Origin of the sequence: Rathayibacter sp. VKM Ac-2927 (genome assembly GCF_022815525.1) — a bacterium.
Taxonomy (GTDB): domain Bacteria; phylum Actinomycetota; class Actinomycetes; order Actinomycetales; family Microbacteriaceae; genus Rathayibacter; species Rathayibacter festucae.
Genome location: NZ_JALGRT010000002.1, coordinates 731,094 through 755,715, shown reverse-complemented (window position 1 = coordinate 755,715; position 24,622 = coordinate 731,094). Strand labels below are relative to the sequence as shown.

The window sequence follows — 24,622 nt, the reverse complement described above, 5'->3', positions numbered from 1 at the left end:
CCCCGCTGCAGCGGCGCGGGCGCTCGCTCGGAGTGCCTGCGTCGACCCGCCCGCACCACGACAGGTCGGCCGAGACGCCGACAGAATCGACGGAACCCGTGTCCACTTCCCGCACCGCCGCGCCGCCGGCCCGCTCGCGCCTCTGGCGCGCAGCCGGCCTGGCCACCGCGCTCGCCGTGACCGCCGGCATCGCCCTCGCCGGCTCCGCCCCCGCCCAGGCCGCCACGACCGGCCAGTACCTCGTGTCGGTCGACTCGAGCTCCATCTCGGAGCAGGTCGTCGCCGCGCTCGGCGTCGCCGACGACGTGCAGTTCGAGGGCGGCGTCGCGGGCTTCACCGCCCCGCTCACCGAGCGCCAGAAGGCGGTCCTCGAGGCCGACTCGCGCGTCCTCGGCATCACCCCCGCCGACCAGGTCGTCGACGGTCAGGCGCAGACCACCCCCTCGCACGTGCTCACCGCGGAGGCCGACAAGGCCCCGGTGCGCGCCGGCGACGGAGTGACGAACTACACCGGTCCGGCCGTCGCGGTCATCGACTCCGGCGTCAGCTCGCACCCCGACTACAACCTCAAGGAGCAGATCAACTGCTTCGGCTCGGGCACCGCCGCCGACGCCAACGGCCACGGTACCGGCGTCTCGGGCTACATGGCCGCGCTCGACAACGGCACCGGCTCGGTCGGCGTCGCCCCCGGCGCTCCGATCTACTCGGTCCGCGCGCTCGACGCGAACAACCGCGGCAACACCGGCACCCTGATGTGCGCCCTCGACTGGGTCTCCGCGAACGCGGCGAAGTACAACATCAAGGTCGTCAACATGTCGCTCGCCACCTACGGCACCGACGACGGCAACTGCGGCCGCTCGAACGGCGACGTGATCCACCAGGCGATCTGCGACCTCGAGGCCAAGGGCATCGTCTCCGTCGGCTCCGCGGGCAACACCTCCGAGGACCTCGCGGGCTGGATCCCCGCCGCCTACGACGAGGTGCTCGCCGTGACCAACATGGCCAACTACGACGGCAAGCCCGGCGGACTCGGCTCGGCGCCCTGCGGCGTCCAGACCAAGGACGACGCGGTCTCGACCAACAGCAACTTCGCCGTCTCGGCTGCCGACCAGAAGCACACCATCGCCGCCCCCGGCATGTGCCCGTACACCACCAAGAAGGGCGGCACCTACGCCTACATCCAGTCGGGCACCAGCATGGCGGCCGCCGGCACCAGCGGCGTCGTCCTCGACTGCATGAGCTCCGGTGGATCCTGCGCGGGCAAGAGCCCGGCGCAGGTCCGCGCCCAGGTCATCGCGCAGGCGAAGGCGGCGACCGAGCGCGGCCGCACCTTCCAGGGCGACCCGACCCGCCCCGTCGCCGGCCGCTACTTCGGCTACGCGGTGAGCACGATCCCCGTCGGCACCGTTCCGACGCCGGACCCGACGCCGACGGCCACGCCGACCGCGACTCCGACGCCCACCGCGACTCCGACGGCCACGCCCACGGCGACCCCGACCTCGACTCCGAAGCCGACCGCCACCCCGACGCCGACCGCGACGCCGACCACCCCGCCGGCGACCGACACGCAGAAGCCGACGGTGAGCATCACGTCGCCCTCGACCAACACCACGGTCGTCGGCTCGATCCGCCTGGTGGCCTCGGCCAGCGACAACGTCGGAGTGACGGCCGTCGCGTTCTACGCCGGCGGCACGAAGCTCGGCAACGGCGTCCTGCAGTCGAACGGGACGTGGACGCTGTCCGCCAACTCGAAGTCCTACCCGAACGCCAGCTACCAGGTGACGGCCAAGGCCCAGGACAAGGCCGGCAACGTGACGACCAGCTCGGCGATCACGCTCCGCGTCGCGAACTGAGTTACTGAGAACCGAGAAGAGCGGTTCAGGGGCGTGCCGTGTGCACACCCCTGAACCGCTCTTCTCGGTTAAGACCTTCGTTCTGCAAGCGGAAGTCTCCGACGCGCAGGGTCGGCGAAGCGGGGCGCGGCGCATCCATGCTGATCGAGTAGCGCGCGGAGCGCGCGTATCGAGATCCACCACCGTCAGGACGCGAGTCTGCAGACCCGCCTGCTGACGGTGGTGGGTCTCGATACGCCCCTGCGGGGCTACTCGACCAGCATGTCTCCGGGCGTCTCTTCCAAGTAGATCCACCACGGTCAGGACGCGAGTCTGCAGACCCGCCCTGCTGGCGGTGGTGGGTCTCGATACGCCCCTCCGGGGCTACTCGACCGGCATGTCTCCGGGTGTCTCTTCCAAGTAGATCCACCACGGTCAGGACGCGAGTCTGCAGACCCGCCCTGCTGACGGTGGTGGGTCTCGATACGCCCCTGCGGGGCTACTCGACCGGCATGACGCCGCCGGAGTCGGTTCGCCCGCAGCGTCAGGGGCGGGTGGCGGCGCCGATCAGGCGGGTGAGGGTGTCGCGGACGGCGATCAGCTCGTCGAGGGGGAGGTCGAGGCGCTCGACGATCTGCGGCGGGACCTGGAGCGCCCGCTCGCGGAGGGCGGCTCCCTCCGGGGTGAGCGCGACGTCGAGGCGGCGCTCGTCCTCGGTGCTGCGGGCGCGCGTGACGTAGCCGCCGGCCTCCAGGCGCTTCACCAGCGGGCTGAGGGTGGCGGGCTCGAGGTGCAGGGCGGCACCGAGGTCGGCGAGCGAGCGCGGGGCGCGCTCCCAGAGCGCGAGCATCACCAGGTACTGCGGGTGGGTGAGGCCGAGCGGCTCGAGCACGGGCCGGTAGAGGCCGATGACGGTGCGGGCGGCCACGGCGAGCGAGAAGCAGACCTGGTTCCGCAGGGCGAGCGGATCGGTGTCCCCGGGATCGGTCACCACGGCTTCGTCCTCCACGGATTCGTCCTCCCTTTCCCCTCGCGCACTGATCATTAGTACACTAAGCATATGGCCAAGCCGACCCGCTCCCTCTACCAGCGCTTCAACGCGCGGCTCTTCCCCTGGCTCGGCCCGCCGCCGCTCGGGCCCTACGACCAGCCCGAGCCCGACGCTCCCGCCGGCCGCGCCTGCCCGCTCTGCGGCCGCCTGATGTCGGAGCACGTGATCGATCGCAGCGGCCCGCGCACGCAGCTCTACTGCCCGGACGCCGTCGCCGAGGGGGACGCCGGCACCGTCGCCTGACGGCCCGATCGGCCCCTCCGGCGTCGCACGTCCCCTTTCGGGGGTCACGGGGTCGCGCCGCCGGGGGCGGATGATGAGCGCATGTCCCGTCTGCGCTCCGACTCCGCCCGTGCCGTCCAGTTCTCCCGCTTCGGCGGCGTGGACGTGCTCGAGATCGCCGACATCGCGCGGCCCCAGCCCGGGCCGGGGGAGGTGCTGGTCGAGGTCCTCGCGGCCGGCGTGAACCACATGGAGGCGTTCATCCGGCGCGGGATGTTCGACTCCGACCACTCCGCGGCCTTCCCGATGCGCCAGGGCACCGACTTCTCCGGCATCGTCGTCGGCCTCGGTGACGGCGTCACCGACCTCAAGCTCCGCAGCGACGTCGTCGGCCACGCGCTGGTCGGCTCGCACGCCACCCACATCGTCGTCCCGCGGGAGAACCTGGTCGCCAAGCCCGCCTCGGTGAGCTGGGAGGTCGGCGGCGCGCTCTTCCTCGCCGGCGTCACCGCCTGGCGCGCGATCGAGGCCACCCACATCGGACCGGACGACACCGTGGTCGTCTCGGCGGCGGCGGGCGGCGTGGGCAGCATGGAGATCCAGCTGGCCAATCTGCGCGGCGCGACCGTGCTGGGCACCTGCGGCGAGCGCAACTTCGACTACCTCCGCCAGATCGGCGTGAAGCCGATCGTCTACGGCGACGGCATCGCCGACCGCATCCGCGCCGCGGCGCCGAACGGCGTGACCGTCTTCCTCGACAACTTCGGCGGCGACAACGCGGCGCTGGCCGAGGAGCTCGGGATCGAGCCGGCCCGCTTCCACTCCAGCGACGACCGCAAGGAGATCGAGCTGCGCGCCGTCTGGCCCGACGCCGAGACCGCGCGGCGCGACACCGAGATCCTCGGCGAGCTGGTCGCGCTGGTTCGCGACCAGAAGCTGCGGGTGCTGGTCTCCGGCTTCTATCCCTACGGCTTCGTCCAGGACGCGTTCGACGACCTCGAGAAGCGGCACTCCCGAGGCAAGATCGTGCTCGGCATGAATCCGGTCGACGCGGGGCGCGTGACCAAGGCCCGCGACATCCACGAGGCCGGTGCCTAGCGTCGGCCCTCGGGCCTAGGCTCGGCTCTCGGGAGGGAGCCGCGTGGAGGAACCGGTCGTCGCCATCATCTGGATCGTCTCGTTCGTGGTCGTCACCGTGCTGGTGACGGGGCTCTCGGGCAAGGCGGGCTGGTCGGCTCCCGTGGCGCTGGTCGCCGTCGGGGCGCTGGCCTCCTTCGTCCCCGGGATCCCCGAGGTGGTGGTCGAGCCGGACGTCGTCCTCTACGGGATCCTGCCGCCGCTGCTCTACGCGGCGGCGATCCGCACCTCGGTGCTCGACGTCCGCGCCCGCGGCGACAGCATCCTGCTGCTCTCGGTCGGGCTCGTGGTCTTCACGGTGCTGGTGGTCGGCGCGGTCGCCTGGGCGGTGGTGCCGGCGATCTCGATCGCCGCGGCCCTGGCCTTCGGCGCGATCGTGGCGCCGACCGACGCCGTGGCGGTGACCGCGATCGCGGGGCGGCTGCGGCTGCCGCGGCGGATGCTGACGGTGCTGGAGGGCGAGAGCCTGCTCAACGACGCGACCGCGCTGGTGGCGCTGAACGCGTCGCTGCTCGCGATCGTCAGCACCGTGACGCCCGGCGGGATCGCGCTCGACTTCGTGCTGGCCGTCGTGGTCGGGGCGGGGGTCGGCATCCTGATCGCGGTCGTCCTCGGCTTCGTGCGCAAGCAGGTGTCCTCCTCGGTGCTGGACACGAGCCTCTCGCTGGTGACGCCGTACGTCGCGTTCATCCCGGCGCAGCTGCTGCACGGCTCGGGGGTGCTCGCGGTCGTGGTCGCGGGGCTGTTCCTCGGCTTCCGGGCGCCGGTCATCCAGTCGGCGCAGGCGCGGATCGCGGAGTCGCTGAACTGGCGCACCATCCAGTTCCTGCTCGAGAACGCCGTCTTCCTCTTCATCGGGCTGAGCCTGTCCTCGGTGGTCGCGGCGACCGCCGACTCCGACATCGGCGTCTGGCAGGGCGTCGGCATCAGCGCCGCGCTGCTCGGGGCGCTGATCGGCAGCCGGGTGCTCTGGATGTGCCTGACCACCGTCCTCTTCCGGCACGGCCCGCGGCGGCTGCAGCAGCGCGGCTGGACCTGGCCGACGGCGCTCGGGGTGTCCGTGGCCGGGATCCGCGGCGTCGTCACGCTCGCCGCCGCCTTCCTGCTGCCGGTGGAGACGCCGCAGCGGGCGTTCCTGCAGTTCCTGGCGTTCGTGGTGGTCGCGGGGACGCTGGTCGAGGGGCTCGCGCTGCCGCGGGTGGTGCGGCTGCTCAAGCTGCCGGCGCCGAACGAGCAGCAGGAGCACGTCGAGAAGCAGATGCTGCTGGCGGAGGCGCAGTCGGCCGGTCTGGCGCGGCTCGACCAGGAGCCGCAGGACGGCATCGAGGAGCGGGTGCTCGACCGGCTGCGGCGGAACGCGGTGTTCCTCGCGGACGCGCTGGAGAACCCGCCGGAGGGGGAGGGTGCGGAGCCGCTGACCCACTCCTACAACCGGCTGCGGCGCGTGATGATCGCGGCCGAGCGCGAGGCGGTGCTGAAGGCGCGCGCCGAGGGGCGCTACCAGGAGCCGGCGGTGCGCAGCGCGCTGGCGTTCCTCGATGTCGAGGAGGAGGCGCTGGCGGTGGGGCGGCAGTAGGCGACCTGCCTCGGCCGCCTGGAGCGAGCGGTGAAAATCCTATAGGATCGACGGGTCCGGCCGGAGGGCCGGCCCACTCGATGATGAGGAGCCGACGAGCATGACCCGTCTCTGGAACGAACCCGCCGACTTCGCCGACGACATGGTCGACGGCTTCGTCCGCGCCAACGGCCGCTGGGTCCGCAAGGTGGTCGGCGGCGTCTCCCGCTCGACCCGCTCCGAGGAGCCCGAGGTCGCGGTGGTCATCGGCGGCGGCTCGGGCCACTACCCGGCCTTCGCCGGACTGGTCGGTCCCGGCCTCGCCCACGGCGCCGCGATGGGCAACCTCTTCGCCTCGCCCTCGGCGCACCAGGTCGAGTCGGTGATCCGCGCGAGCGAGCAGGGCCGCGGCGTGCTGCTCAGCTACGGCAACTACGCCGGCGACGTGCTGCACTTCACCGCCGCGCAGGACGCGGTGCTCGCCGACGGCATCGACTGCCGCACCGTCACCGTCACCGACGACATCTTCAGCGCGAAGCCCGAGGAGGCGCACAAGCGCCGCGGGATCGCCGGCGACCTCACCGTCTTCAAGGTGGCCGGGGCCGCGGCCGCCGCGGGCTACGCGATCGACGACGTGGAGCGGGTGGCCGTGCTCGGCAACGCGCGCACCCGCTCGCTCGGCGTCGCCTTCACCGGCTGCACGCTGCCCGGAGCCGACGAGCCGCTGTTCTCGGTGCCCGAGGGCAGGATGGCGGTCGGCCTGGGCATCCACGGCGAGCCCGGGATCGACGAGGTCGACATCCCGAGCGCTGCGGAGCTCGCCGAGCTGTTCGTGACGCACCTGCTCGCCGACGCCGAGATCCCCGAGGGCGTGAGCGTCGACGGCGCCCGGGTCGTCCCGGTGCTGAACGGGCTCGGCTCGGTGAAGAGCGAGGAGCTGTTCGTCGTCTTCAGCACGATCGCCGATCTGCTCGAGGCGCGCGGGATCACCCTCGTCGACCCGCAGGTGGGCGAGTTCTGCACCAGCTTCGACATGGCCGGCGTCTCGCTGACGCTGTTCTGGGTCGACGAGGAGCTCGAGACGCTGTGGACGGCGCCGAGCGACACGCCGGCCTTCCGCACCGGGGCGGTCGACGGCGGCGCGCTCGTGGCCGTCACCGCGACGCAGGCCGAGGAGGTCGCCGCCGAGGTCGGCGAGGCCTCGGAGGAGTCGCGCGCCGCGGCGGCACGGCTGTCCGACGCGATCGCGGCGATCCGCGACGTGATCGACGCGAACGCCGACGAGCTCGGCCGTCTGGACTCGATCGCGGGCGACGGCGACCACGGCATCGGCATGCAGCGCGGGGCGCGGGCGGCCGCGCAGGAGGCCGCCGACGTGCTCGAGCGCGGGGCGGGCGCGCAGACGCTGCTCACCCGGGCCGGCGACGCCTGGTCGGACCGCGCGGGCGGGACCTCCGGCGCGCTGTGGGGGGTCATCCTCCGGAGTGTCGGCGAGGCGCTCGGCGACGACCGCGCCGTGAGCGCGCGCGAGGTGAGCGCGGGAGTGACCGCCGCCTCCGACGCCGTGCGCGGCTACGGGAAGGCGAGCGTCGGCGACAAGACGATGGTGGACGCGCTGGTGCCGTTCGCCGAGACGCTGGCGGAGCAGGCCGGGGCGGGCGACGCGCTCGCCGACGCGTGGGGCGCCGCCGCCGGGGCCGCGCGCTCGGCCGCCGACGCCACCTCCGACCTGATGCCCGGACTCGGGCGTGCTCGCTCGCACGGCGAGAAGTCGCTCGGGACGCCCGACCCCGGCGCGATCTCGTTCGCGCTGATCGTCGAGGCGATCGCGCCGCAGCTCGGTGCCGCCTCCGGCGCCGCATCGACCACGGACGCACCGTCCACGACTGCACCGACCACCCACGAAGGAGAGACCGCATGAGCACCACCTGGAGGATCGTCGTCGGATCCGACGACGCCGGCTACGACTACAAGGAGATCCTGAAGCGCGACCTCGAGGCCGACGACCGGGTCGTCTCGGTCGTCGACGTCGGCGTGGACGCGGAGTCGCACACGCCGTACCCGAGCGTCGCGATCGCGGCGGCCGAGCTGGTCGCGCGCGGCGAGGCCGACCGGGCGCTGCTGATCTGCGGCACCGGCCTGGGCGTCGCCATCGCGGCGAACAAGGTCGAGGGGATCCGCGCCGTGACGGCGCACGACTCCTTCTCGGTGGAGCGCGGCGTGCTCTCGAACGACGCGCAGGTGCTCTGCATGGGGCAGCGCGTCGTCGGCATCGAGGTCGCCCGGCGGAACGTGCGGGAGTGGCTCGGCTACGTCTTCGACGAGTCGAGCGCCTCGGCCGCGAAGGTGGAGGAGATCGTCGCGTACGAGCGCTCGGGAGCGACTGCGTAAGCTGAGCCGACCGCTGTGCCGAGCGCCCCGAACCGGGTGATCCGCGGCGCGCCCCTTCCGCACCGACCCGCGAGGCTGTGATGACCGACGCCGTGTTCCGCCTGACCGGCGCGGAGTCGATTGAGCGGCGGGGGCTGCGCGACCACGTCTACGAGCGCGTGCTCGACGTGCTGCTCGGCCCGGACATCGAGCCGGGCATGCGCCTGTCGATCGACGCGGTGGCGCGCGAGCTCGGCGTCTCGCCGACGCCGGTGCGCGAGGCGCTCGTGCAGCTCGAGCGGACCGGCCTCGTCACCCGGGTGGCCAACAAGGGCTACCGGGTGGCGCCGCCGCTCGCCGACGACCAGCTCGATGCGCTCTTCGACGCGCGGCTGGTGCTCGAGAGCGGCGCGGCGGCGCTCGCCTCGGCGCACGAGGCGGCGCTGGTGCCGCGGCTGCAGGAGGCGCTCGCCGCGCACGAGGCGATGACCGCCGTCGTGCGCGCGGCCTCGACCGAGGGCGAGCTGCCGGTGGCGCTGCTGCGCGAGTACTTCGCGGTGGACTGGAACTTCCACCACCTGATCTTCGAGGGCACGCACAACCCGTTCCTGATCGACATGTCCGAGGCGATCTCCACGCGCGTGCATCGGATGCGCCAGACCGTGCAGACCGGCGTCAGCGATGCGGACGACGCCGTGCTGGAGCACCGCGCGATCGTCGACGCGTTCGCGGCCGGGCCGGAGGCGGCTGCGGCGGCGATGCGCGTGCACATCGAGCGGGTGCGCGAGCGCTCGCGCCGCGACTCCGTCCGCTGACGCTGCGGCTGCGCGGGGGTCGGCGCCGGGCGTGACCTTCGGCTCGTGGAATCGGCCTCGGCTCGTGGAATCGGGCGGTTCTCGCGTGCCTGAGGTCGTTCCGCGTGCCGGAGGTGGCCCGGGGCTGAGCTCGGGCTCGTGGAATCCGCCTGGGCTCGTCGAATCGGGTGGTTTCCGCGAGCCGGAGGCCGTCTCGCGTGCCGAGGGTGGCCGGGGCTGAGCTCCGGCTCGTGAAATCGGCCTCGGCTCGTGGAATCTGACGATTCCCGCGTGCCGGAGGTCGTTCCGCGTGCCGGAGGTGGCCGGGGGTGAGCTCGGGCTCGCGGAATGGGCCCGAGCTCGTGGATCCCGGCGATTCTCGCGTGCCGGAGGTCGTTCCGCGCGCCGGAGGTGGCAGGAGCTGAGGTCCGGCTCGGGGAATCGGCCCGGGCTCGTGGAATCGAGCGGTTTCCGCGTGCCGGAGGTCGTTCCGCGTGCCGGAGGTGGTCCGACGGTGCGCGCTCGGGGCGAGAGGTGTGCGCGAGTGCGGCGACCCATGCTGGTCGAGTAGCCGCGGAGCGGCGTATCGAGACCCGGCGTCTGCAGGGGGGTGGATCTCGATACGCCCGCGATGAGGGCTACTCGATCAGCATGGCGCTGCGCGGGCTGGTCGATCAGCATGCGTCGGCGGCTCGGCGTGGGAGCACCGAGCCGCTCCGTTCGACGGCGGAGGGCGGAACGGCGAAGGGCCCGGCCGCGGGTGCGGTCGGGCCCTTCACGGTGGCGGCGGGTCAGTGGCCCGCCTGGACGCTCGTGGTCTCGAGCAGCTCGTCCGCCTTGGAGCCGCGGAAGAACTTGGTGCAGAACATCATGGCGGCGGCGAGGAAGGCGAAGACGCCGAGGGAGACGACTCCCCACACGCCGCTCTCGGTGGGCACGGCCTCGTTGAAGCCGTTGCGCATCAGCGGGGCGACGAAGCCGCCCAGGTTGCCGAGCGAGTTGATCAGGCCGATGCCGGCCGCGGCCGCCGCTCCGGTGAGGAACGCGGTCGGGTAGGCCCAGGTGATCGGTCCGACGGAGAGGAAGCTCGCCACCGCGAGGGTGATGAACAGCAGGCCGAGGATCGGCTGGCCGGCCGACCCCGCCCAGGCCGAGCCGAAGATCGACAGGCCGGTGAAGATGTAGAACATCGCGCCCCAGGAGCGGCGGCGGCGGATCGTGTTGGCGTGCTGTCCGACGTAGTAGCAGGCGAACAGTCCCACCAGCCACGGGATGGCCGAGACGAGGCCGACCTGGAAGCCGACGTCCTGCCCGATCAGGTTCGCGACCTGCTGCGGGAGGTAGAACGTGGTGCCGTAGACCGCGATCTGCAGGCAGAAGTAGATGATCGTGAAGTACCAGACCTTCCAGCTGGCCATCGCCTTCCAGATGCCGGTCGGGCCGTCGGCCTGGCGCACGGTGTCCTCGCGCTCCATCGCCGCCGTCAACGAGTCCTTCTCGCCCTGCGTCAGCCACTTCGCCTTCTGCGGATGGTTCGTCAGGAACTTCAGCGCCGCTATGCCGGCGAGCACCGCGAGCACGCCCTCGGTGAAGAACATCACCTGCCAGCCCTCCCACGGGGTGATCTGGTTGCCGACGCTGATCAGGCCGCCGCTGAGCGGGGCGCCGAGCATCTGCGAGAACGGCTGCGCCAGGTAGAAGATCGCGAACATCTGCACGCGCACTTTGTTGGGGAACCACTCCGACAGGAACATGATCACGCCCGGGAAGAGCCCGGCCTCGGTCACGCCGAGCAGGAAGCGCAGGATGATGAACATCGTGTCGCCGGTGGTGAAGGCGAACGCGGCGGCGACGATGCCCCAGGTGACCGCGATGCGGGCCAGCCAGAACCGGGCGCCGAAGCGCTTGAGCAGCAGGTTGCTCGGGATCTCGAAGATCGCGTAGCCGATGAAGAAGATGCCGGCGCCGAGCGCGAACGCTCCATCCGAGATGCCGCGGTCGACCGAGAGCGCCTCCTCGGCGAAGCCGACGTTGGTGCGGTCGAGGAACGCGACGAAGTAGAGGATGACGAGCATCGGCATCAGATGCCGGGACGCCTTCGAGATGGCGGATTTCAGCGCGGGATCACGGGTGGATCCGAGGGCTGGGGACGAGGTGGTCAAGGCGCTCTCCTTTGAGTCGGCCGAATGCGGTGAGGGGTGGGAGGGGTCAGGAGCCGAGCGCGGGCAGGATCTGCGCCATGCCGACGGCGACGAGGATCACGCCGACGCCGAGGAAGATCCAGCGGCCGAGCGACCAGGTTCCGGTGAGCTTGTTCATGGGGTGTCCGTTCGAGTCGGGGCGAGAAGGGATCGGGGATCAGTGCATGTAGAGGCCGCCGTCGACGTTCAGGGTCTGACCCGTCACGAAGCCGGCGTCCTCGCTGATGAGGTACGCGATCGCCGCGGCGATGTCGCGGGGCGTGCCGATGCGCGGGAGCACGCCGTCGGCGGCCATGGCCGTCTTGCGCTCCTCGGTGAGGGTGCCGCCCATGATGTCGGTGTCGATCGGGCCGGGGGAGATCGCGTTGACGGTGATCCCCTGTCCGCCGAGCTCGCGGGCGACGCTGCGGGTGAAGCCGATCACGCCGGCCTTGGCCGCGGAGTAGGCGGTCTTGCTGAAGGTGCCGCCGCCGCGCTGGGCGGAGACGGAGGAGAGGCTGACGACGCGGCCGACGCCGCGGGTGACCATCGACTCCACCGCGCGGCGGGTGCTGAAGTGCACGCCGTTGAGGTTGACGTCGAGGACCCGCTGCCACTCCTCGGGGGTGACCTCGAGGTAGGAGACGGGGGAGGCGATCCCGGCCAGGTTGACCAGCGCCACGACGGGCGGGAGGGCGGCCTCGAGCGTGTCGAAGGCGGCGCGGACCTGCGCGTAGTCGGCGACGTTCGCGCCGGCTCCGGCGGCCTGGACGCCGTGCTGCTCGGCGATCTCGGCGGCCACCTCCTGCGCGGCCTCGGCGTGGAGGTCGATGACGCCGACGTTCCAGCCGAGCTCGGCGAGGTGGTGGGCGGAGTAGCGGCCGATGCCGCGCGGGGACGCGGCGCCGGTGAGGACGACGGTCCGGGACTCGGGGAATGCGGTCATGAGGGTGCTCCTTCTCGGTCGGCGCGTCAGGCGATCGGCGCGGGGCCGAGCTCGTCCATGAGCTTCTTGATGGCGACGTAGGCGCGGTTGCGGTACGCGATCAGCTCCGCGGTCCGCTCGGCGGGCACGTCGAGGTAGCCGGCGCCGGACTTGGTGCCGAACTTCCCGGCGTCGACCAGCGCGGCCAGCGACTCCGGGGTGGCGAAGCGCTCGGGCCAGCGGGTCTGCAGCGAGGCGTAGCAGAAGGCGTAGACGTCGAGTCCGGCCATGTCGGCGATCGCGAACGGGCCGAAGACGGGGAGGCGGAAGCCGAAGGTGGTGCGGACGATCGTGTCGATGTCCTCGGGGGTGGCGATGCCCTCCTCGACGATCTGCGTCGCCTCGTGGAAGAGCGCGTACTGCAGGCGGTTGAGCACGAAGCCGGTGGAGTCCTTGACCCGGGCGGTCTCCTTGCCGGTCGCCGCGACGATCTCCTCGGCCAGCGCGATCGCGCTCTCGGCGGTGCCCTCGTGCGGGATCAGCTCGACGCCGGGGATGAAGGGCGCCGGGTTGGAGAAGTGCACGCCGAGGAAGCGCTCGGGGTTCGTCACGGCCTCGGCCAGCGAGCCGATCAGGATGGTCGAGGTGTTCGAGCCGATCACGGCGTCGGGGCGCGCGGCGGCGCTGATCCGGCGGAGGGTCTCGTGCTTGATCTCGATCTTCTCGGGCACCGCCTCCTCGATGAAGTCGGCGGTCGCGACGGCCTCCTCGATCGAGGCGGCGGGGGAGAGGTTCCGCCGGATGCGCTCGACCGCGTCCTCGGGGAAGAGGCCGTCGGCGACGAACTGCGCGGTCTCGGTGAGCAGTCGCTCGTAGTTGCTGCGGGCGATCTCCTCGGAGATGTCGGCGATGACGACGGTGGCGCCGGAGAGCGCGAGGACCTGGGCCATGCCTCCGCCCATGTAGCCGGAGCCGACGACGGCGATGGTGCGTGCGGTCGGGGTGGTGGTGCCGGTGGTGTCGCTCATGTCTGTCGTTCCTTACTGCGAGGCCCGGGCCGCGCGGGGCAGCAGCGAGCGGATGTAGGTCTGGTTGGTCGAGCACATGCCGAGGCTGTCGCCGCCGTAGTGCTCGGCGAGGAGGATGCCGCGGAAGCCGCCCTCGACCGCGTCGCGCAGGACCTGGCGGTAGTTGATGAGACCGGCCTCCATGGTCGAGGGGACCGAGGTGGCCCAGGAGCCGTCGGCCGACTCGTCGCGGGTGTAGTTCTTCACGTGCATGTAGTTGGCGTAGGGGAGCGTCTTGGCGAACAGCTCGCGCCAGTCCTCGACGGGGCGGTGCAGGCGGATGAGGTTCGCGACGTCGGGGTTGAGGCCGACGTTGTCGAGACCCACCTCCTCGACGAAGCGGACGGCGCTGTCGGCGGTGCCGAGGTAGGTGTCCTCGTAGAGCTCGAGCGCGAGCGGGAGCCCGACGTCGGCGGCGTGCTTCCCGAGCTCGCGGATGCGGCTGACGGCGGCGTTCCAGACGTCGGGGTCGTCGGGGTCCTTGGGGCCCTCGGCGGTCCAGAACCAGAGCGCGCGCTTCTGCGCGGCGCTGAACGGCTGGTGCAGTCCGGTCGAGAAGACCTGCATGCCCCACTCGGCGGCTGCGTCGATGGTGCGGTGCGCGTAGGCGAGGTTCTTCTCCTCGTGCCCGGGCATGATCACGCTCTGGCGCTGCAGGTGCACCGAGGGAATGCCGATGCCGTGCGACTTCGCGATGCTGAGGAACTCGTCGCGGCGCGAGGGCTCGAGGTCCGCCGGGCGGACGTGGCTGTCGGCCAGCTCGGCGAGGGTGAAGCCGACCTGCTCGACCTGGGCGAACATGTCGTCCCAGACCTCGGGGGCCGCGTCGTGCAGGGCGACGCCGTCGCGGCCGACGGGCGGGATGCCGTGCAGGCAGGTGGCGATCGGCCAGGTCTCGGCGGTCCAGCTGTCGGGGTTCCAGTCGACGCCGTCCCAGGACTGCGCCCCCTGGAGGTTCGGCGCCCCCTGGACGGCCCGCGCGGGTGTGCTCTCGCTCATCAGTGCTCCATTGCGCTCGATTGCGACCGGCGTTGGTCGCACAAAAGATCCTATAGGAAATATAGTCCTGGAGCGGCGGAGCGCAAGGGGCGGGTGGGAGCGCGGTCGGCGGGACGAGGTTCGGCGAGGGTGGCGCGCGGTGCCGTCGTCCGAACCGAGCGGTCGGCGGCCCGCCGCCCCGACCACCTCCGGCACGTGGAAACCGCTCCGGCATGCTGAAGCCGTTTGATTCCGCGAGCCCGGGCCGAAACGGCGAGCCGAACATCAGCGCCGAGCACCTCCGGCACGCGGCAGCCGCTCCGGCACGCTGATGCCGCCCGATTCCGCGAGCCGAGGCCGAAACCACGAGTCGAGCATCCGCCCCAGGCACCTCCGGCACGTGGAAAACAGTCCGGCACGCTGAAACCGCCCGATTCCGCGAGCCGAGGCCGAAACCACGAGCCGAGGATTCGCCCCGGCTGCCTCCCGCACGCGGAAATTCCTCCGGCACGCTGAAACCGTTCGATTCCGCGAGCCGAGGCCGACTTCGCGAGCCGAACCTACGGTCCTGGACAGTCCGCCCATCCTCGGCGCGTGAGAACCTCCCCCGCATGCCGGAATCGCCCGATTCCGCCAGCCGGGGAAGACTTCGCGAGCCCGGCCCTGAATCACGAGCCGAAGATCCGTCCCGGCCGCCTCCGGCACGCGAGAACAGCTCTGGCACGTCGGAACCGTGCGATCTCGCGAGCCCGGGCCTGAATCGCGAGCCGAAGATCCGTCCCAGCCGCCTCCGGCACGCGAGAACAGCTCTGGCACGTCGGAACCGTGCGATCCCGCGAGCCCGGGCCTGAACCGCGAGCCGGATTTACGCCCGGGCCACCTCCGGCGCGCGGAATCTGCTCCGGCACGTGGAAACCGTCCGATTCCGCGTGCCCGGGCCGGAACTGGGAGCCGAACATCCGCCACCGGCCACCTCCGGCACGTGAGAACCGCTTGGGCACGCCGGAACCGCCCGATTCCGCGAGCGTGAGCCGGATCCGCGAGCCGAAGTTTCACCACGGCCACCTCCGGCACGCGAGAACCAGTACGGCACGCCGGAACCGGCTGATTCCACGAGCCCGAGCCGATCGAGCGAGCCGAGCCTCCGGCACCGGTCAGTCGGCGTGTCTCCGGCACGTCGGAACCGCTCCGGTACGGAGGAGCCGGCCGATCCCGTCGGACCGGGCCGGGGCCACGAGTCCTTCGTCGTGCAGCGCGGCGGCGCGGGCGGACAGCCGAACGGCGGGGACCCCCGAGGGGATCCCCGCCGTCAGCGGTGGTGCGGTGGTGCGGCGGGCGTCAGCTCAGCGTGGAGCGGACGGCCGCGCGCGCCTGGTCGAGCGCGCTGCGCAGGGCGTCCGTGCTCGCCGCGCTCACGGAGCCGTGCGCAGCGGCCGTGCGCAGCTCGGCGCGCAGCTCGTCGCGGAACTCGGTGAGCAGCACCTCGGCGTCGCGCAGGGCGAGCCGGGAGGCGGTGCGCGCGTCGACCGCGGCGGTGTCGGCGGCGGGGTTCTCGGCGGGCGGGGCGTCCTGCGGGCGCTCGCCGGTGGTCGAGCCCGACGTCGAGTCCTGCGTCGACTCCGCCGGGGCGGGCGTCTCGGCCGAGTGCTCCGGACCGCCGCGCGACGGGCGCGAGTCGCGGGCGGCGCTCGCCAGATCGGCGCGCAGGCTCTTCATCGCCTCCGCGACGCCGAGCCGCACCTCGTCGGCCAGGCGGCGGACGGAGTCGGTCAGCTCCTCCTCGATGTCGCCGAGGTCGGTCGCGCGGTTCGCCAGCTCGGCGCGGCCGGCGTCGGTGATGGAGTAGACGGTCTTGCGGCCGTCGGCCTCCTTGGTGACCAGGCCCTCCTCCTCGAGCTTCGCCAGGCGCGGGTAGACCGTGCCGGCGCTCGGGGCGTAGGTGCCGCCGAAGCGCTCGCTGAGCGCCTGGATCAGCTCGTAGCCGTGCTTGGGCGACTCCGCGAGGAGGTTGAGCAGGTAGAGGCGCAGGCGGCCGTGCGCGAAGACGGGGCTCACAGCGCGCTCGCGTCGGTGAGGCGCTGCGCGGCGGGAGCGGCGGGGGAGCGGCGGACGACGGTGACGGCGCCGGTCACCGAGTTGGCGGTGACGTCGACCCACTTCGAGTCGAGCGAGCCGGTGGTCGCGGTGTAGCCGCGGCCGAACGTGCCCTTGACCACCTCGCCGTCGAGCTGGAGCGTGCCGGTGGCGGTGTTGATCCGGTAGCGGGCGCCGAGGCCCTCGTCGATCCGGATCGTGAGGTCGCCGCTGACGGTGTTGCACTGGATCTCGTCCGGTGCGTCCTCGGCGTCGACGAAGACGCTGCCCGAGACGCCGTCGACGGAGAAGCGGGTGAGCGCGCCGGCGGTGGTGACGTCGCCCGAGACGGTGTGCGCGGTGACCCGGCCGGTGTGGTTGCGGACGGAGAGCTCGCCGTGGACGGTGTTCGCCTCGATGTCGCCGCGCAGGCCGTCGATGACGATGTCGCCGCCGACGGTGGAGACGCGGGCGTCCGAGTGCAGACCCGAGACGAGGCCGTCGGCCGAGACGGTGTCGAACTTGAGCGCGACGCCGCGGGGGACGAGCAGGCTGATGTCGGCGCGGTCGCCCTTGCGACCGAGGCCCTTGGCGACGTCGACGACGGTGTCCCAGCGGAGCTGGATGTGGTCGACCTCGAGGCGGTCGCCGTCCATCGAGACCTTGAGCGGGCGGCCGGAGACGCTGTGCACCTCGACGCGGGCGGTGGGCTCGTCGTGCCCGATGACGTCGATCTGACCGCCGACCAGGGCGATCTTGATCGAGCGGACGACGTCGAGGTCGATGACCTTCGTCTCGCCCGCCTGCACGAGCCATTTCTCGAGCGACATGGTGCTCCTCCTCCTGTGCCCTCGTGGGGCGATCCTGCTGCTGGTGATGCCGGGACGACTCGCGATATAGCGCGAGTCGATGGAAGTCACGATATATCGCGTGTTGCGCCGCGGGCAAGGATGTTCGGCGATCACCCAGGGGAGCGCGAGCGTCTGCTAGACCGGGAGCATGGATCCGCTCGCGGCACTGCAGGAGATCGCCGCCCTGCTCGAGCAGGAGCGGGCGTCGAAGTATCGCGCGAAGGCGTTCCGGAAGGCGCTCGCCGTGCTCGAGGGCATGGCCGAGGGCGAGCGGGCCGATCTCGCGCTGGTCCGCGCGGCGCCGGGGATCGGCGACACGACCTTCACCGTCATCCGCCAGGCGCTCGAGGGGCGGGTGCCGGACTACCTCGCCGAGCTGCGCGGCACCGCGTCCCTGCCCGAGAGCGCGCTGCGGAGCCTCCTCCGCGGCGACCTGCACAGCCACAGCGAGTGGTCGGACGGAGCGACGCCGATCGCGGCGATGGCGGACGCGGCCCGGGCGCTCGGGCACGAGTACCTCGCGCTGACCGATCACTCGCCGCGGCTGCGGGTCGCGCACGGGCTGAGCGCCGAGCGGCTCGCCGACCAGCTCGAGCACCTGGCCGGTCTCGACACCGGATCGCTGCGGCTGCTCAGCGGGATCGAGGTCGACGTGCTGGAGGACGGCGCGCTCGACCAGTCGGAGGAGATGCTCGCGCGGCTCGACGTCGTGGTCGCGAGCGCGCACTCGAAGCTGCGGATGCCGAGCCGGGAGATGACGGTGCGCCTGGTCGCGGCGGCCGCGCATCCGCGGACCCGGGTGCTCGGGCACGTCACCGGGCGGCTCGTCACGGGGGAGCGCGGCACCCGCCCGCCGTCGACGTTCGACGCCGGCGCCGTCTTCCGGGCCTGCGCCGAGCACGGGACCGCGGTCGAGATCAACTCCCGCCCCGAGCGGGAGGACCCGCCGGACGAGCTGATCGCCCTGGCCCTCGAGGCCGGCTGCCTCTTCTCGATCGACAGCGACGCGCACGCCCCCGGCCAGCTCGGCCTCCTCGACTACGGCGCCGAGCGCGCCGAGCGCCTCGGCGTCCCGCCCGACCGCATCGTGACCACCTGGCCCCTCCCGCGACTCCTGGACTGGCTCGCGCCCTGATCCCCCGCCGCGAGATGCCACTTGTGCGCGCCTTTGTCGGCGTGTCGCGTGCACAAGTGGCATCTCGCGGAAAGCGAAGTCGCGGGTGGTACCCCCTTGACAGGAGGAGCTAGCGCGGGGGGAGTTCCGGCGCAAGTAGTGATTTCCCAGCGTCGGGAGCGGCATGCTCGTGGGGGCCGTCTCCGAGGCGCGCCCTCTCCGCTCCGACCAGACCAGGTGATCCCGTGGCCACGCAGACCGTTCTCGACGCCGTGCGCGCAGCGCCCACCCTCCTCGAGGCGATCCGGGCGGCCGACGCCCTGACGATCGCCGCCGTGAGCGACGGGGGCGGACGCGCGGTCCGCCTGCTCACCCGCGCGGCCCTCGACCCCGCCGACCAGCTCACCGCCATCGCCGCGGTGCACTCGCTCGCGCAGGTCTTCGACGAGGAGGCCGACCTCGCGCTGCTGCGGCTGCTCGCCGACGAGCGCGCCTTCCTCCGCGAGCACGCCGCCTGGGCGTTCGGCGGCCGCTTGCCCCGGCCGGCCGCGGTCGGCCCGCTGCTGCGCATGGTGCGCGACGGCGGCTTCGCCGGCATGCTCGCGCAGCGCACCCTGCTGCTCTGGGCGTCCTCCACCCCCGACCTCGTCGCGCTCGCGCTCGAGGGCGCGCTGATCGGCGAGCGCGACCGCGACGTCCGCGCGCGCTACGTCGAGACGATCGGCCTGGTCCCCGGCGCGATCGCCGAGCGGACCCTCCTGCACACCGCCGCCGACGAGGGCGAGGTGTTCGAGGCGCGCGCCGCGGCCGCCGACGCGCTCGGCGAGCGGCCCTCCGACGACGCCGCGCTGATGCTCGCCCGCCTCGGCGAGATGCCGGAGCCGCTCGGTCCCGTCGCGCGCGTCGCCCTCGCCGACCGCGCCATCGCTCCCGTCGCCGACGCCGGCCCCACCGTCGCGCAGCTCTTCGTGCACGCCGACATCGACGGGACGCTCACCCGCGTCGGCGCGGGCGACAACGGCGGCATCGCCACCCTCCTCGTCCGCCTCGGCGACGCGCTGACGGAGGAGGACTGCATCGAGCGCGTCCTCACCCTCTCCCGCGGCACCTGGGCCGAGGCGGAGCGCGCGCTGGCCGAGCTGCCCGCCGCGGGCCACGGCTTCGCTCCGGTGCCGTTCGTGGGCGCCGCCGTGCCGATGCCGCTCGCCTGGCCGCGGCGCATCGCCGCCGAGCGCGGGATCCGCCGCTACCTCCGCGCGGCCGGCCGCGTCGACGTCGTGCACCTGCGGATGGCCGACGTCGGCTCGCTCGCCGCGGCCGCCGTCGCGCGCGAGCTGGAGATCCCCGTCGTCTTCACCGTCGCACCCGACCCGCACGCCCTGATCGCCGGGCTCGACGAGGCGGGCACCCTCTCGCGCGCCGACTTCGGCGACCGCGACGCTGTCGAGCACTTCTGGTTCCGCGTGCGCCTGGTGCAGCGGCTCGCCGCCGACGCCGCGCACACCGTCCTCTTCCCGCGCGCCGAGCTCGCCGAGACGATGCGCGACATGCTCGGCATCGACATCACCGCTCACCCCGAGCGGCACACGATCGTCCCCGAGGGGATCGACGTCCGGCTGGTCGAGCGCGGCGAGGAGGCGGCGCGCGATGCCGCCGCCGGCGAGCCGGTCGCCCTCGACGCCGGCGACGACCTCTCCGCCCTCGACGCGCTCCTCGCCGAGCTGCCGGCCGCGCGCCGCGGGCTGCCGCTGCTGCTCAGTGTCGGCCGCCTGCACCGGGTGAAGGGGATGGCGACGCTGGCCGAGGCCTGGGCTGGCTCGCCGCTGCGCGACCGCGCGAACCTCCTCCTCGTCGGCGGCGACCTCGACGCGCCGACCCCCGACGAGACGGAGCAGCTCGACCGGATCCGCGCCGTCGCCGCCCGGCCCGGCTCAGCGGGAGGTCTGCTGCTCGCCGGGCACCGCCCCAACGGCACCGTCGCGCGCTGGCTGGGCGCCGTGCGTCACGGCCGCCCCGGGCTCGCCGCGGCCGGCGGCGCCTACGTCTGCGCGAGCGTCAAGGAGGAGTTCGGCATCGCGCTGCTCGAGGCGCTCGCCGCGGGGCTGCCGGTGGTCGCTCCGGCCACGGGCGGCCCGGCGACCTACGTGGAGGAGGGCGTGACCGGCTTCCTCGTCGACACCTCCGATCAGGAGACGCTCGCCGTGGCCGCCTGCTTCGCGCTCGACCTCGCCGCCGGTCCGCTCGCCGAGTACTCCGCCGAGCGCGGCCGCGCGATGGTGCGCGAGCGCTACACGATCGAGGCGATGGCGCACGCGCTCTCCGCCGTCTACGCGCGGGCGACCGCGGAGCAGGAGCGCCCGCTCGGCTCGGACCTCGTGCTGGGCGCCTCGTGACTCTGCTGATCGTCAGCCCCGACTACGCCTCGCACCTGCTGCCGCTGGCGACCCTCGGCACTGCCTGGCGCGCGGCCGGCGAGCGCGTCGTGGTCGCGACCGGCGATGCGACGCGCTCGATCGTCGACGGCTTCGGCTTCGAGCACGTCCCGCTCCGGCTCGGCCGCGGCTCCAACCCGGGCACCATCCGGGCGGAGGAGCAGGCGCCCGACGAGGGCGACTCGCTCCGCGGCTTCTTCGACGCGACCCGCCGCGGGATGGTGCCGACGCTGGAGTACCAGGCCGGCGAGCGGCTGACCGACCTGCTCTGGGACCCGGCGGGAGTCGCCGCGCGGCTGCGCGAGATCCTCGACGAGGTCCGGCCCGACGCGATCGTCGTCGACCACCTCGCCTTCACCGCGCGGGTCGCGCTGCGGGCACTCGGCGTGCCCTACGGCGACGTGGTGCTCGGGCACCCGAGCGCACTGACGGTGCCGGGCGAGGTCTACGGCTTCCCGCCGGTCTGGCCCGACGCCTTCGAGCCGCCGGCCGAGGATCTGGCTCGGCTGCGGGCGCTCTGCGAGCGGGTCCGAGACTCCTTCACGGCGGAGTGGAACGCCGCGCTGACCGCGCTCGACCCGGCCGCGCCGCTCAGCCTCGACGCCTTCGCCGAGAGCGGCGACGTGCTGCTGCTGAACTACCCCGGCGAGCTGCACGACGCGGCGCGCACCGCGCAGCTCCCACCGCACGCCTTCCTCGGCTCGGCCGTCCGCGGCGAGCCGCGCGACTCGGAGGTGGAGGAGTGGCTGGCCGCCTCGGACGACCCGGTCGTCTACGTGAGCTTCGGCAGCTTCCTCTCGGTGCGCGACGACGTGCTCGCGCGGGTGGTGGCGGCGCTGGCCGGCGTCTCCGTCGACGGGCGGCCGGTGCGCGTCGCGCTGGCCTCGGGCGCGACCGAGGCGTCGGCCCTGGGCGACGTGCCCTCGGGCTGGCTGGTGCGCGGCTTCCTGCCGCAGGTGACGCTGCTCGGCCGGGCCGCGCTGGCGGTCACGCACGGCGGCAACAACAGCGTGACGGAGTCGATGACGGCCGGGGTGCCGCTGATCGTGCTGCCGTTCTCGACGGACCAGTTCGCGGGGGCCGCGGCGCTGGAGGACGCGGGGGTCGCGGAGGTGCTCGATCCGAACGGTGCGACCGTCGATGAGCTGGCGGACGCCGCGCGGCGGATGCTCGCGCTGGACGGCGCGGCGCGGGAGCGGCTGGACGAGCTGTCCGCGGCGCTCACCGGGACGACCGGCCCCGAGCGGGCCTACTCGGCTCTGGCGCACGCCGCGTCGTGAGCACCGAAGAGCCCACCGGCGGTGAGCCCGTCGCCGACGGACCCACCGCCGAAGAGCCTCTCGCCGACGGCCCCACCGCTGACGGACGCTGGCTGGTCGTCAACGGCCGCCGCTGGCGCCGGACCGACCCGAGCCTCCCCGAGGACGTCGTCGCGGCGCTGAAGTCGCACCTCGGCCGCGGCCGCTCCGGCGTGCGCACGGCGAAGAAGGCCGGAGACGAGGACGCGGTCGGCGCCGCCCGCACGCGGACCGGCCTGGCCAAGCACGGCCTCGGCGAGCGCGGCCCGAAGTGGTGGGACGAGCCCGAGCCCGCCCGCCTCGACCGCGCCCTGGCGGCCCTCCGCGACCTCGACGCCCTGTAGCCCCTCCTCACTACCCGCGAGATGCCACTTGTGAGCGCCCGCGTCGGCGTGTCGCGCTCATAAGTGGCATCTCGCGAAGGAGGCAGAGGGCGCGCGTCAGAGCAGGGACTGCGCCAGGGAGAGGGCGCCGCGGACGCCGGCCTCGTCGCCGAGGGCCGGGGGGACCAGGCGGAGGTGGGCGGCGCCGGTGCCGTTCGCACCGGGGGCGCCCATCAGGCGCTCCACCTCCGCCTCGGTGGCGGCGAGCAGGCCGGGCGTCTTGGCGACGCCGCCCCCGACGATCGCGAGGCGGACGCCCGCGACGTACGCGAGCGTCGTCACGAGCTGGGCGAGGTAGTAGGAGCTGAAGCGCAGGTTCGCGGCCGCGTCCTCCGGTCCGAGGCTCGAGCCGTCCACGCCCCAGCGCGCCGAGATCGCCGGACCGGCGACGAGCCCCTCGAGGCAGTCGCCGTGGAACGGGCAGGTGCCCTCGAAGCGGTCCTCCGGGTGCCGGCGCGGCAGCACGTGCGCCACCTCGGGCCAGCCGCTGCCGGCGAGCAGGCGGCCGCCGGCGATGATGCCGCCACCGACTCCCGTGCCGACGGTGAGGTAGACGAAGTCCGGCTCGCCCTGCCCCGCGCCCCAGCGCGCCTCGCCGAGGGCGGCGCCGTTGACGTCGGTCACGAGCGCGGTGCGGGCGCCGGGCGCCGCGGCCTCGAGCGGGGACAGCACGTCGGTGCCCTCCCAGCCGAGCTTGGGTGTGGAGGTGAGCCGGCCGTAGCCGGGGGAGACGGGGTCGATGTCGAGCGGGCCGAACGAGGCGACGCCGATCGCCGCGACGGAGCCCTCGACTCCGTGGTCGCGGGTGAACGCGGCCAGGTCGCCGAGGGTCTCCGCGGGGCCGCGGGTCGGCAGGGTCGTCTTCGCGAGGATCCGCTCGGGGTCCTCCTGCGCGGCGACCGCGGCGACGACCTTGGTGCCGCCGGTCTCGATGCCGAGGAGGAGGGCGCGGGTTCCGGTGGTCACCGGGTCAGCAGGCTGCGACGCGTCCGACCGCGGCCGAGAGCGTGAGCTCGCTGCCGAGGACGACCGCGTAGTCGAGGTGCAGGCGCTTCAGCGAGTCGACCGTGGCGGCCGGAACGCACTCGGGCCGGCTCAGCGAGATCGGCGAGCCGGCCGCGGCGGCGATCGCGGCTCCGGAGAGCGCGTCGGCGAAGCCCTCGCCCGAGGCGAGGTAGGTGGTGTCGGTGAGCTCGGCGGGCGCGTACGCCTCGTTGATCAGGCGGCTGGTCGCGTAGCGGCTCTCGCCGCCGATCCGCGTGGTCCGGTCGACGAGTCCGGCCGAGGTGAGCTCGGTCTGGATGCCCGCGGAGATCGACGGCTCCTGGCCGAGCACGACCGCGGTCGTCGGGTCCAGGCGCGAGACCGCCGCGCGGGTGGCGGCGTCGAGGGCGGCATTCGCGCCGTCGACGAGGAGCACGGGCTCGCCCAGGCGGCCGGCGACCGGCCCGACGGAGAGGGCGTCGGGGAAGTTGCCCCCGGTGGCGAGGAAGACGTCCTCGGCCGAGCCGGCCGGGAAGGCGTCGGCGACGATCCTCCGCGAGGTGTCGTAGCGGTCGGTGCCGCCGATCCGCACGACGGTGCCGGCGACGGCGTCGATCTGCGAGTAGACGGCGGCCGAGACGGTCAGCTCGCTGCCGACGACGACGACCTTCTTCGGGGCGAGCCGCGTGATCTCGGCGCTCGTGACCGGGAAGAGCTGGTCCGGGTCGGTCAGGAGCAGCGCGCCGCCCTGGACCGCGGCGGCGGGTGCGGCGCTGAGCGCGTCGGCCCAGCCTGCTCCGCTCGCGATGTAGAGCACGGGCACGCCCGGATCGACGGACTGGGTGCTGGCGACGGAGGTGCCGTAGCGGTCGCTGCCCGAGAGGCGAGCGGAGGAGAAGGACCAGGCGGTGGGAGCGAGGTCGACCGCGTCGACGGTGCCGCCCGCGACGGTGACCTGCGTCGAGTCGCCGACCCAGTCGGTGTCCAGCCAGAACCGGTCGGCGACGGCCGGGACGCCGCCGTCCGCCGGCTTCTCGACCACGCGGACGACGTAGGAGCCGTCGTCGAGGCCGGAGAGCGTGTAGCCGCCCTTCGCGCCGGCGCCGAGCTCGATCGCCGTCGAGGCGGCGAGCTCGGCGTCCTGCGGATCGTCGTCGAGGTCCCAGGCCTGCACCACGTAGCGGTGCGTGCCCGCGACCGCGGGCGTCGTGATCGTGCCGCTGATCGCACCGTCGGCCGCGAGTGCCGGAGAGGCCGGCCCCGCGACGAGGCCCGTCACGGCGAGGGCGCCGATCGCGAGGGAGGAGAGGGCGAGCGCGGACGGACGGCGGTGTCGAGGAGTCACGGTGAGGCTTTCCGGTGAGCGCGGCGGGCCG

The 24,622-nt window shown here is 73.3% G+C and carries 20 protein-coding genes; 11 read left to right on the top strand and 9 right to left on the bottom strand.

The window, feature by feature from the left end; genetic code table 11:
• Window positions 1-98 precede the first annotated feature (98 nt).
• Window positions 99-1,853 (top strand): Ig-like domain-containing protein, encoded by a 1,755-nt coding sequence (locus tag MT353_RS21930; RefSeq protein ID WP_308197513.1) that lies wholly within the window; start codon window positions 99-101, stop codon window positions 1,851-1,853.
• 523 nt (window positions 1,854-2,376) lie between these two features.
• Here the strand turns inward: MT353_RS21930 and MT353_RS08615 are convergent.
• Window positions 2,377-2,841 carry a MarR family winged helix-turn-helix transcriptional regulator gene (locus MT353_RS08615; RefSeq protein ID WP_243624154.1) on the bottom strand — a complete coding sequence of 155 codons (465 nt, stop codon included), beginning with the start codon at window positions 2,839-2,841 and terminating at the stop codon, window positions 2,377-2,379.
• 51 nt (window positions 2,842-2,892) lie between these two features.
• Between MT353_RS08615 and MT353_RS08610 the strand changes: the two genes are divergently transcribed.
• The 6 genes from MT353_RS08610 (at window position 2,893) to MT353_RS08585 (ending at window position 8,982) form a co-directional block, all read left to right on the top strand.
• Complete coding sequence (locus MT353_RS08610) at window positions 2,893-3,126, top strand: hypothetical protein (protein WP_243624153.1); 234 nt, start codon at window positions 2,893-2,895, stop codon at window positions 3,124-3,126.
• Between the two features lie 81 nt (window positions 3,127-3,207).
• Window positions 3,208-4,203 carry an NADP-dependent oxidoreductase gene (locus tag MT353_RS08605; protein ID WP_243624152.1) on the top strand — a complete coding sequence of 332 codons (996 nt, stop codon included), beginning with the start codon at window positions 3,208-3,210 and terminating at the stop codon, window positions 4,201-4,203.
• A gap of 43 nt (window positions 4,204-4,246) precedes the next feature.
• Complete coding sequence (locus MT353_RS08600; protein WP_243624151.1) at window positions 4,247-5,818, top strand: sodium:proton antiporter; 1,572 nt, start codon at window positions 4,247-4,249, stop codon at window positions 5,816-5,818.
• A 100-nt stretch (window positions 5,819-5,918) separates the two neighbouring features.
• The gene (locus tag MT353_RS08595; protein WP_243624150.1) at window positions 5,919-7,718 is read left to right on the top strand and encodes a dihydroxyacetone kinase family protein; all 1,800 of its coding nucleotides are present in this window, start codon (window positions 5,919-5,921) and stop codon (window positions 7,716-7,718) included.
• On the top strand, window positions 7,715-8,188 hold the full coding sequence (locus MT353_RS08590; protein ID WP_123741040.1) for a ribose-5-phosphate isomerase: 474 nt from the start codon (window positions 7,715-7,717) through the stop codon (window positions 8,186-8,188). The genes MT353_RS08595 and MT353_RS08590 overlap by 4 nt, the downstream gene beginning before the upstream one ends.
• Window positions 8,189-8,268: 80 nt before the next feature.
• Complete coding sequence (locus MT353_RS08585) at window positions 8,269-8,982, top strand: GntR family transcriptional regulator (RefSeq protein WP_123448089.1); 714 nt, start codon at window positions 8,269-8,271, stop codon at window positions 8,980-8,982.
• Between the two features lie 770 nt (window positions 8,983-9,752).
• Here the strand turns inward: MT353_RS08585 and MT353_RS08580 are convergent.
• The 6 genes from MT353_RS08580 to MT353_RS08555 all read right to left on the bottom strand — a co-directional run bounded on the left by MT353_RS08580 (window position 9,753) and on the right by MT353_RS08555 (window position 17,014).
• Window positions 9,753-11,123: an MFS transporter gene (locus MT353_RS08580; protein WP_243600689.1), complete on the bottom strand. Its 1,371-nt coding sequence runs from the start codon at window positions 11,121-11,123 to the stop codon at window positions 9,753-9,755.
• 196 nt (window positions 11,124-11,319) lie between these two features.
• Window positions 11,320-12,087: an SDR family NAD(P)-dependent oxidoreductase gene (locus MT353_RS08575; protein ID WP_243624149.1), complete on the bottom strand. Its 768-nt coding sequence runs from the start codon at window positions 12,085-12,087 to the stop codon at window positions 11,320-11,322.
• 26 nt (window positions 12,088-12,113) lie between these two features.
• Window positions 12,114-13,094, bottom strand: a complete 981-nt coding sequence (locus MT353_RS08570; RefSeq protein ID WP_123736552.1) for a 3-hydroxyacyl-CoA dehydrogenase family protein — start codon at window positions 13,092-13,094, stop codon at window positions 12,114-12,116.
• 12 nt (window positions 13,095-13,106) lie between these two features.
• Window positions 13,107-14,132 (bottom strand): sugar phosphate isomerase/epimerase, encoded by a 1,026-nt coding sequence (locus tag MT353_RS08565; protein WP_243624148.1) that lies wholly within the window; start codon window positions 14,130-14,132, stop codon window positions 13,107-13,109.
• A gap of 1,317 nt (window positions 14,133-15,449) precedes the next feature.
• The gene (locus MT353_RS08560; protein ID WP_243624147.1) at window positions 15,450-16,166 is read right to left on the bottom strand and encodes a PadR family transcriptional regulator; all 717 of its coding nucleotides are present in this window, start codon (window positions 16,164-16,166) and stop codon (window positions 15,450-15,452) included.
• Window positions 16,163-17,014 (bottom strand): hypothetical protein, encoded by an 852-nt coding sequence (locus MT353_RS08555; protein WP_123736549.1) that lies wholly within the window; start codon window positions 17,012-17,014, stop codon window positions 16,163-16,165. Before MT353_RS08555 ends, MT353_RS08560 begins: the two co-directional genes overlap by 4 nt.
• 169 nt (window positions 17,015-17,183) lie before the next feature.
• Here MT353_RS08555 and MT353_RS08550 point away from each other — a divergent pair, with 169 nt between their 5' ends.
• The 4 genes from MT353_RS08550 (at window position 17,184) to MT353_RS08535 (ending at window position 22,223) form a co-directional block, all read left to right on the top strand.
• Window positions 17,184-18,170, top strand: coding sequence for a PHP domain-containing protein (locus MT353_RS08550; RefSeq protein ID WP_243624146.1), 987 nt, complete (start codon window positions 17,184-17,186; stop codon window positions 18,168-18,170).
• 224 nt (window positions 18,171-18,394) lie between these two features.
• Window positions 18,395-20,542 carry a glycosyltransferase gene (locus tag MT353_RS08545; RefSeq protein ID WP_243624145.1) on the top strand — a complete coding sequence of 716 codons (2,148 nt, stop codon included), beginning with the start codon at window positions 18,395-18,397 and terminating at the stop codon, window positions 20,540-20,542.
• The gene (locus MT353_RS08540) at window positions 20,539-21,861 is read left to right on the top strand and encodes a glycosyltransferase (RefSeq protein ID WP_243600681.1); all 1,323 of its coding nucleotides are present in this window, start codon (window positions 20,539-20,541) and stop codon (window positions 21,859-21,861) included. Before MT353_RS08545 ends, MT353_RS08540 begins: the two co-directional genes overlap by 4 nt.
• A gap of 92 nt (window positions 21,862-21,953) precedes the next feature.
• Window positions 21,954-22,223 carry a biopolymer transporter Tol gene (locus MT353_RS08535; RefSeq protein WP_243600769.1) on the top strand — a complete coding sequence of 90 codons (270 nt, stop codon included), beginning with the start codon at window positions 21,954-21,956 and terminating at the stop codon, window positions 22,221-22,223.
• A gap of 96 nt (window positions 22,224-22,319) precedes the next feature.
• Here the strand turns inward: MT353_RS08535 and MT353_RS08530 are convergent, their stop codons facing one another.
• Both MT353_RS08530 and MT353_RS08525 read right to left on the bottom strand, forming a co-directional pair.
• Complete coding sequence (locus MT353_RS08530; RefSeq protein WP_243600680.1) at window positions 22,320-23,228, bottom strand: ROK family protein; 909 nt, start codon at window positions 23,226-23,228, stop codon at window positions 22,320-22,322.
• Window positions 23,229-23,232: 4 nt separating this feature from the next.
• On the bottom strand, window positions 23,233-24,591 hold the full coding sequence (locus MT353_RS08525) for a cell wall-binding repeat-containing protein (RefSeq protein WP_243616162.1): 1,359 nt from the start codon (window positions 24,589-24,591) through the stop codon (window positions 23,233-23,235).
• Window positions 24,592-24,622: the final 31 nt, after the last annotated feature.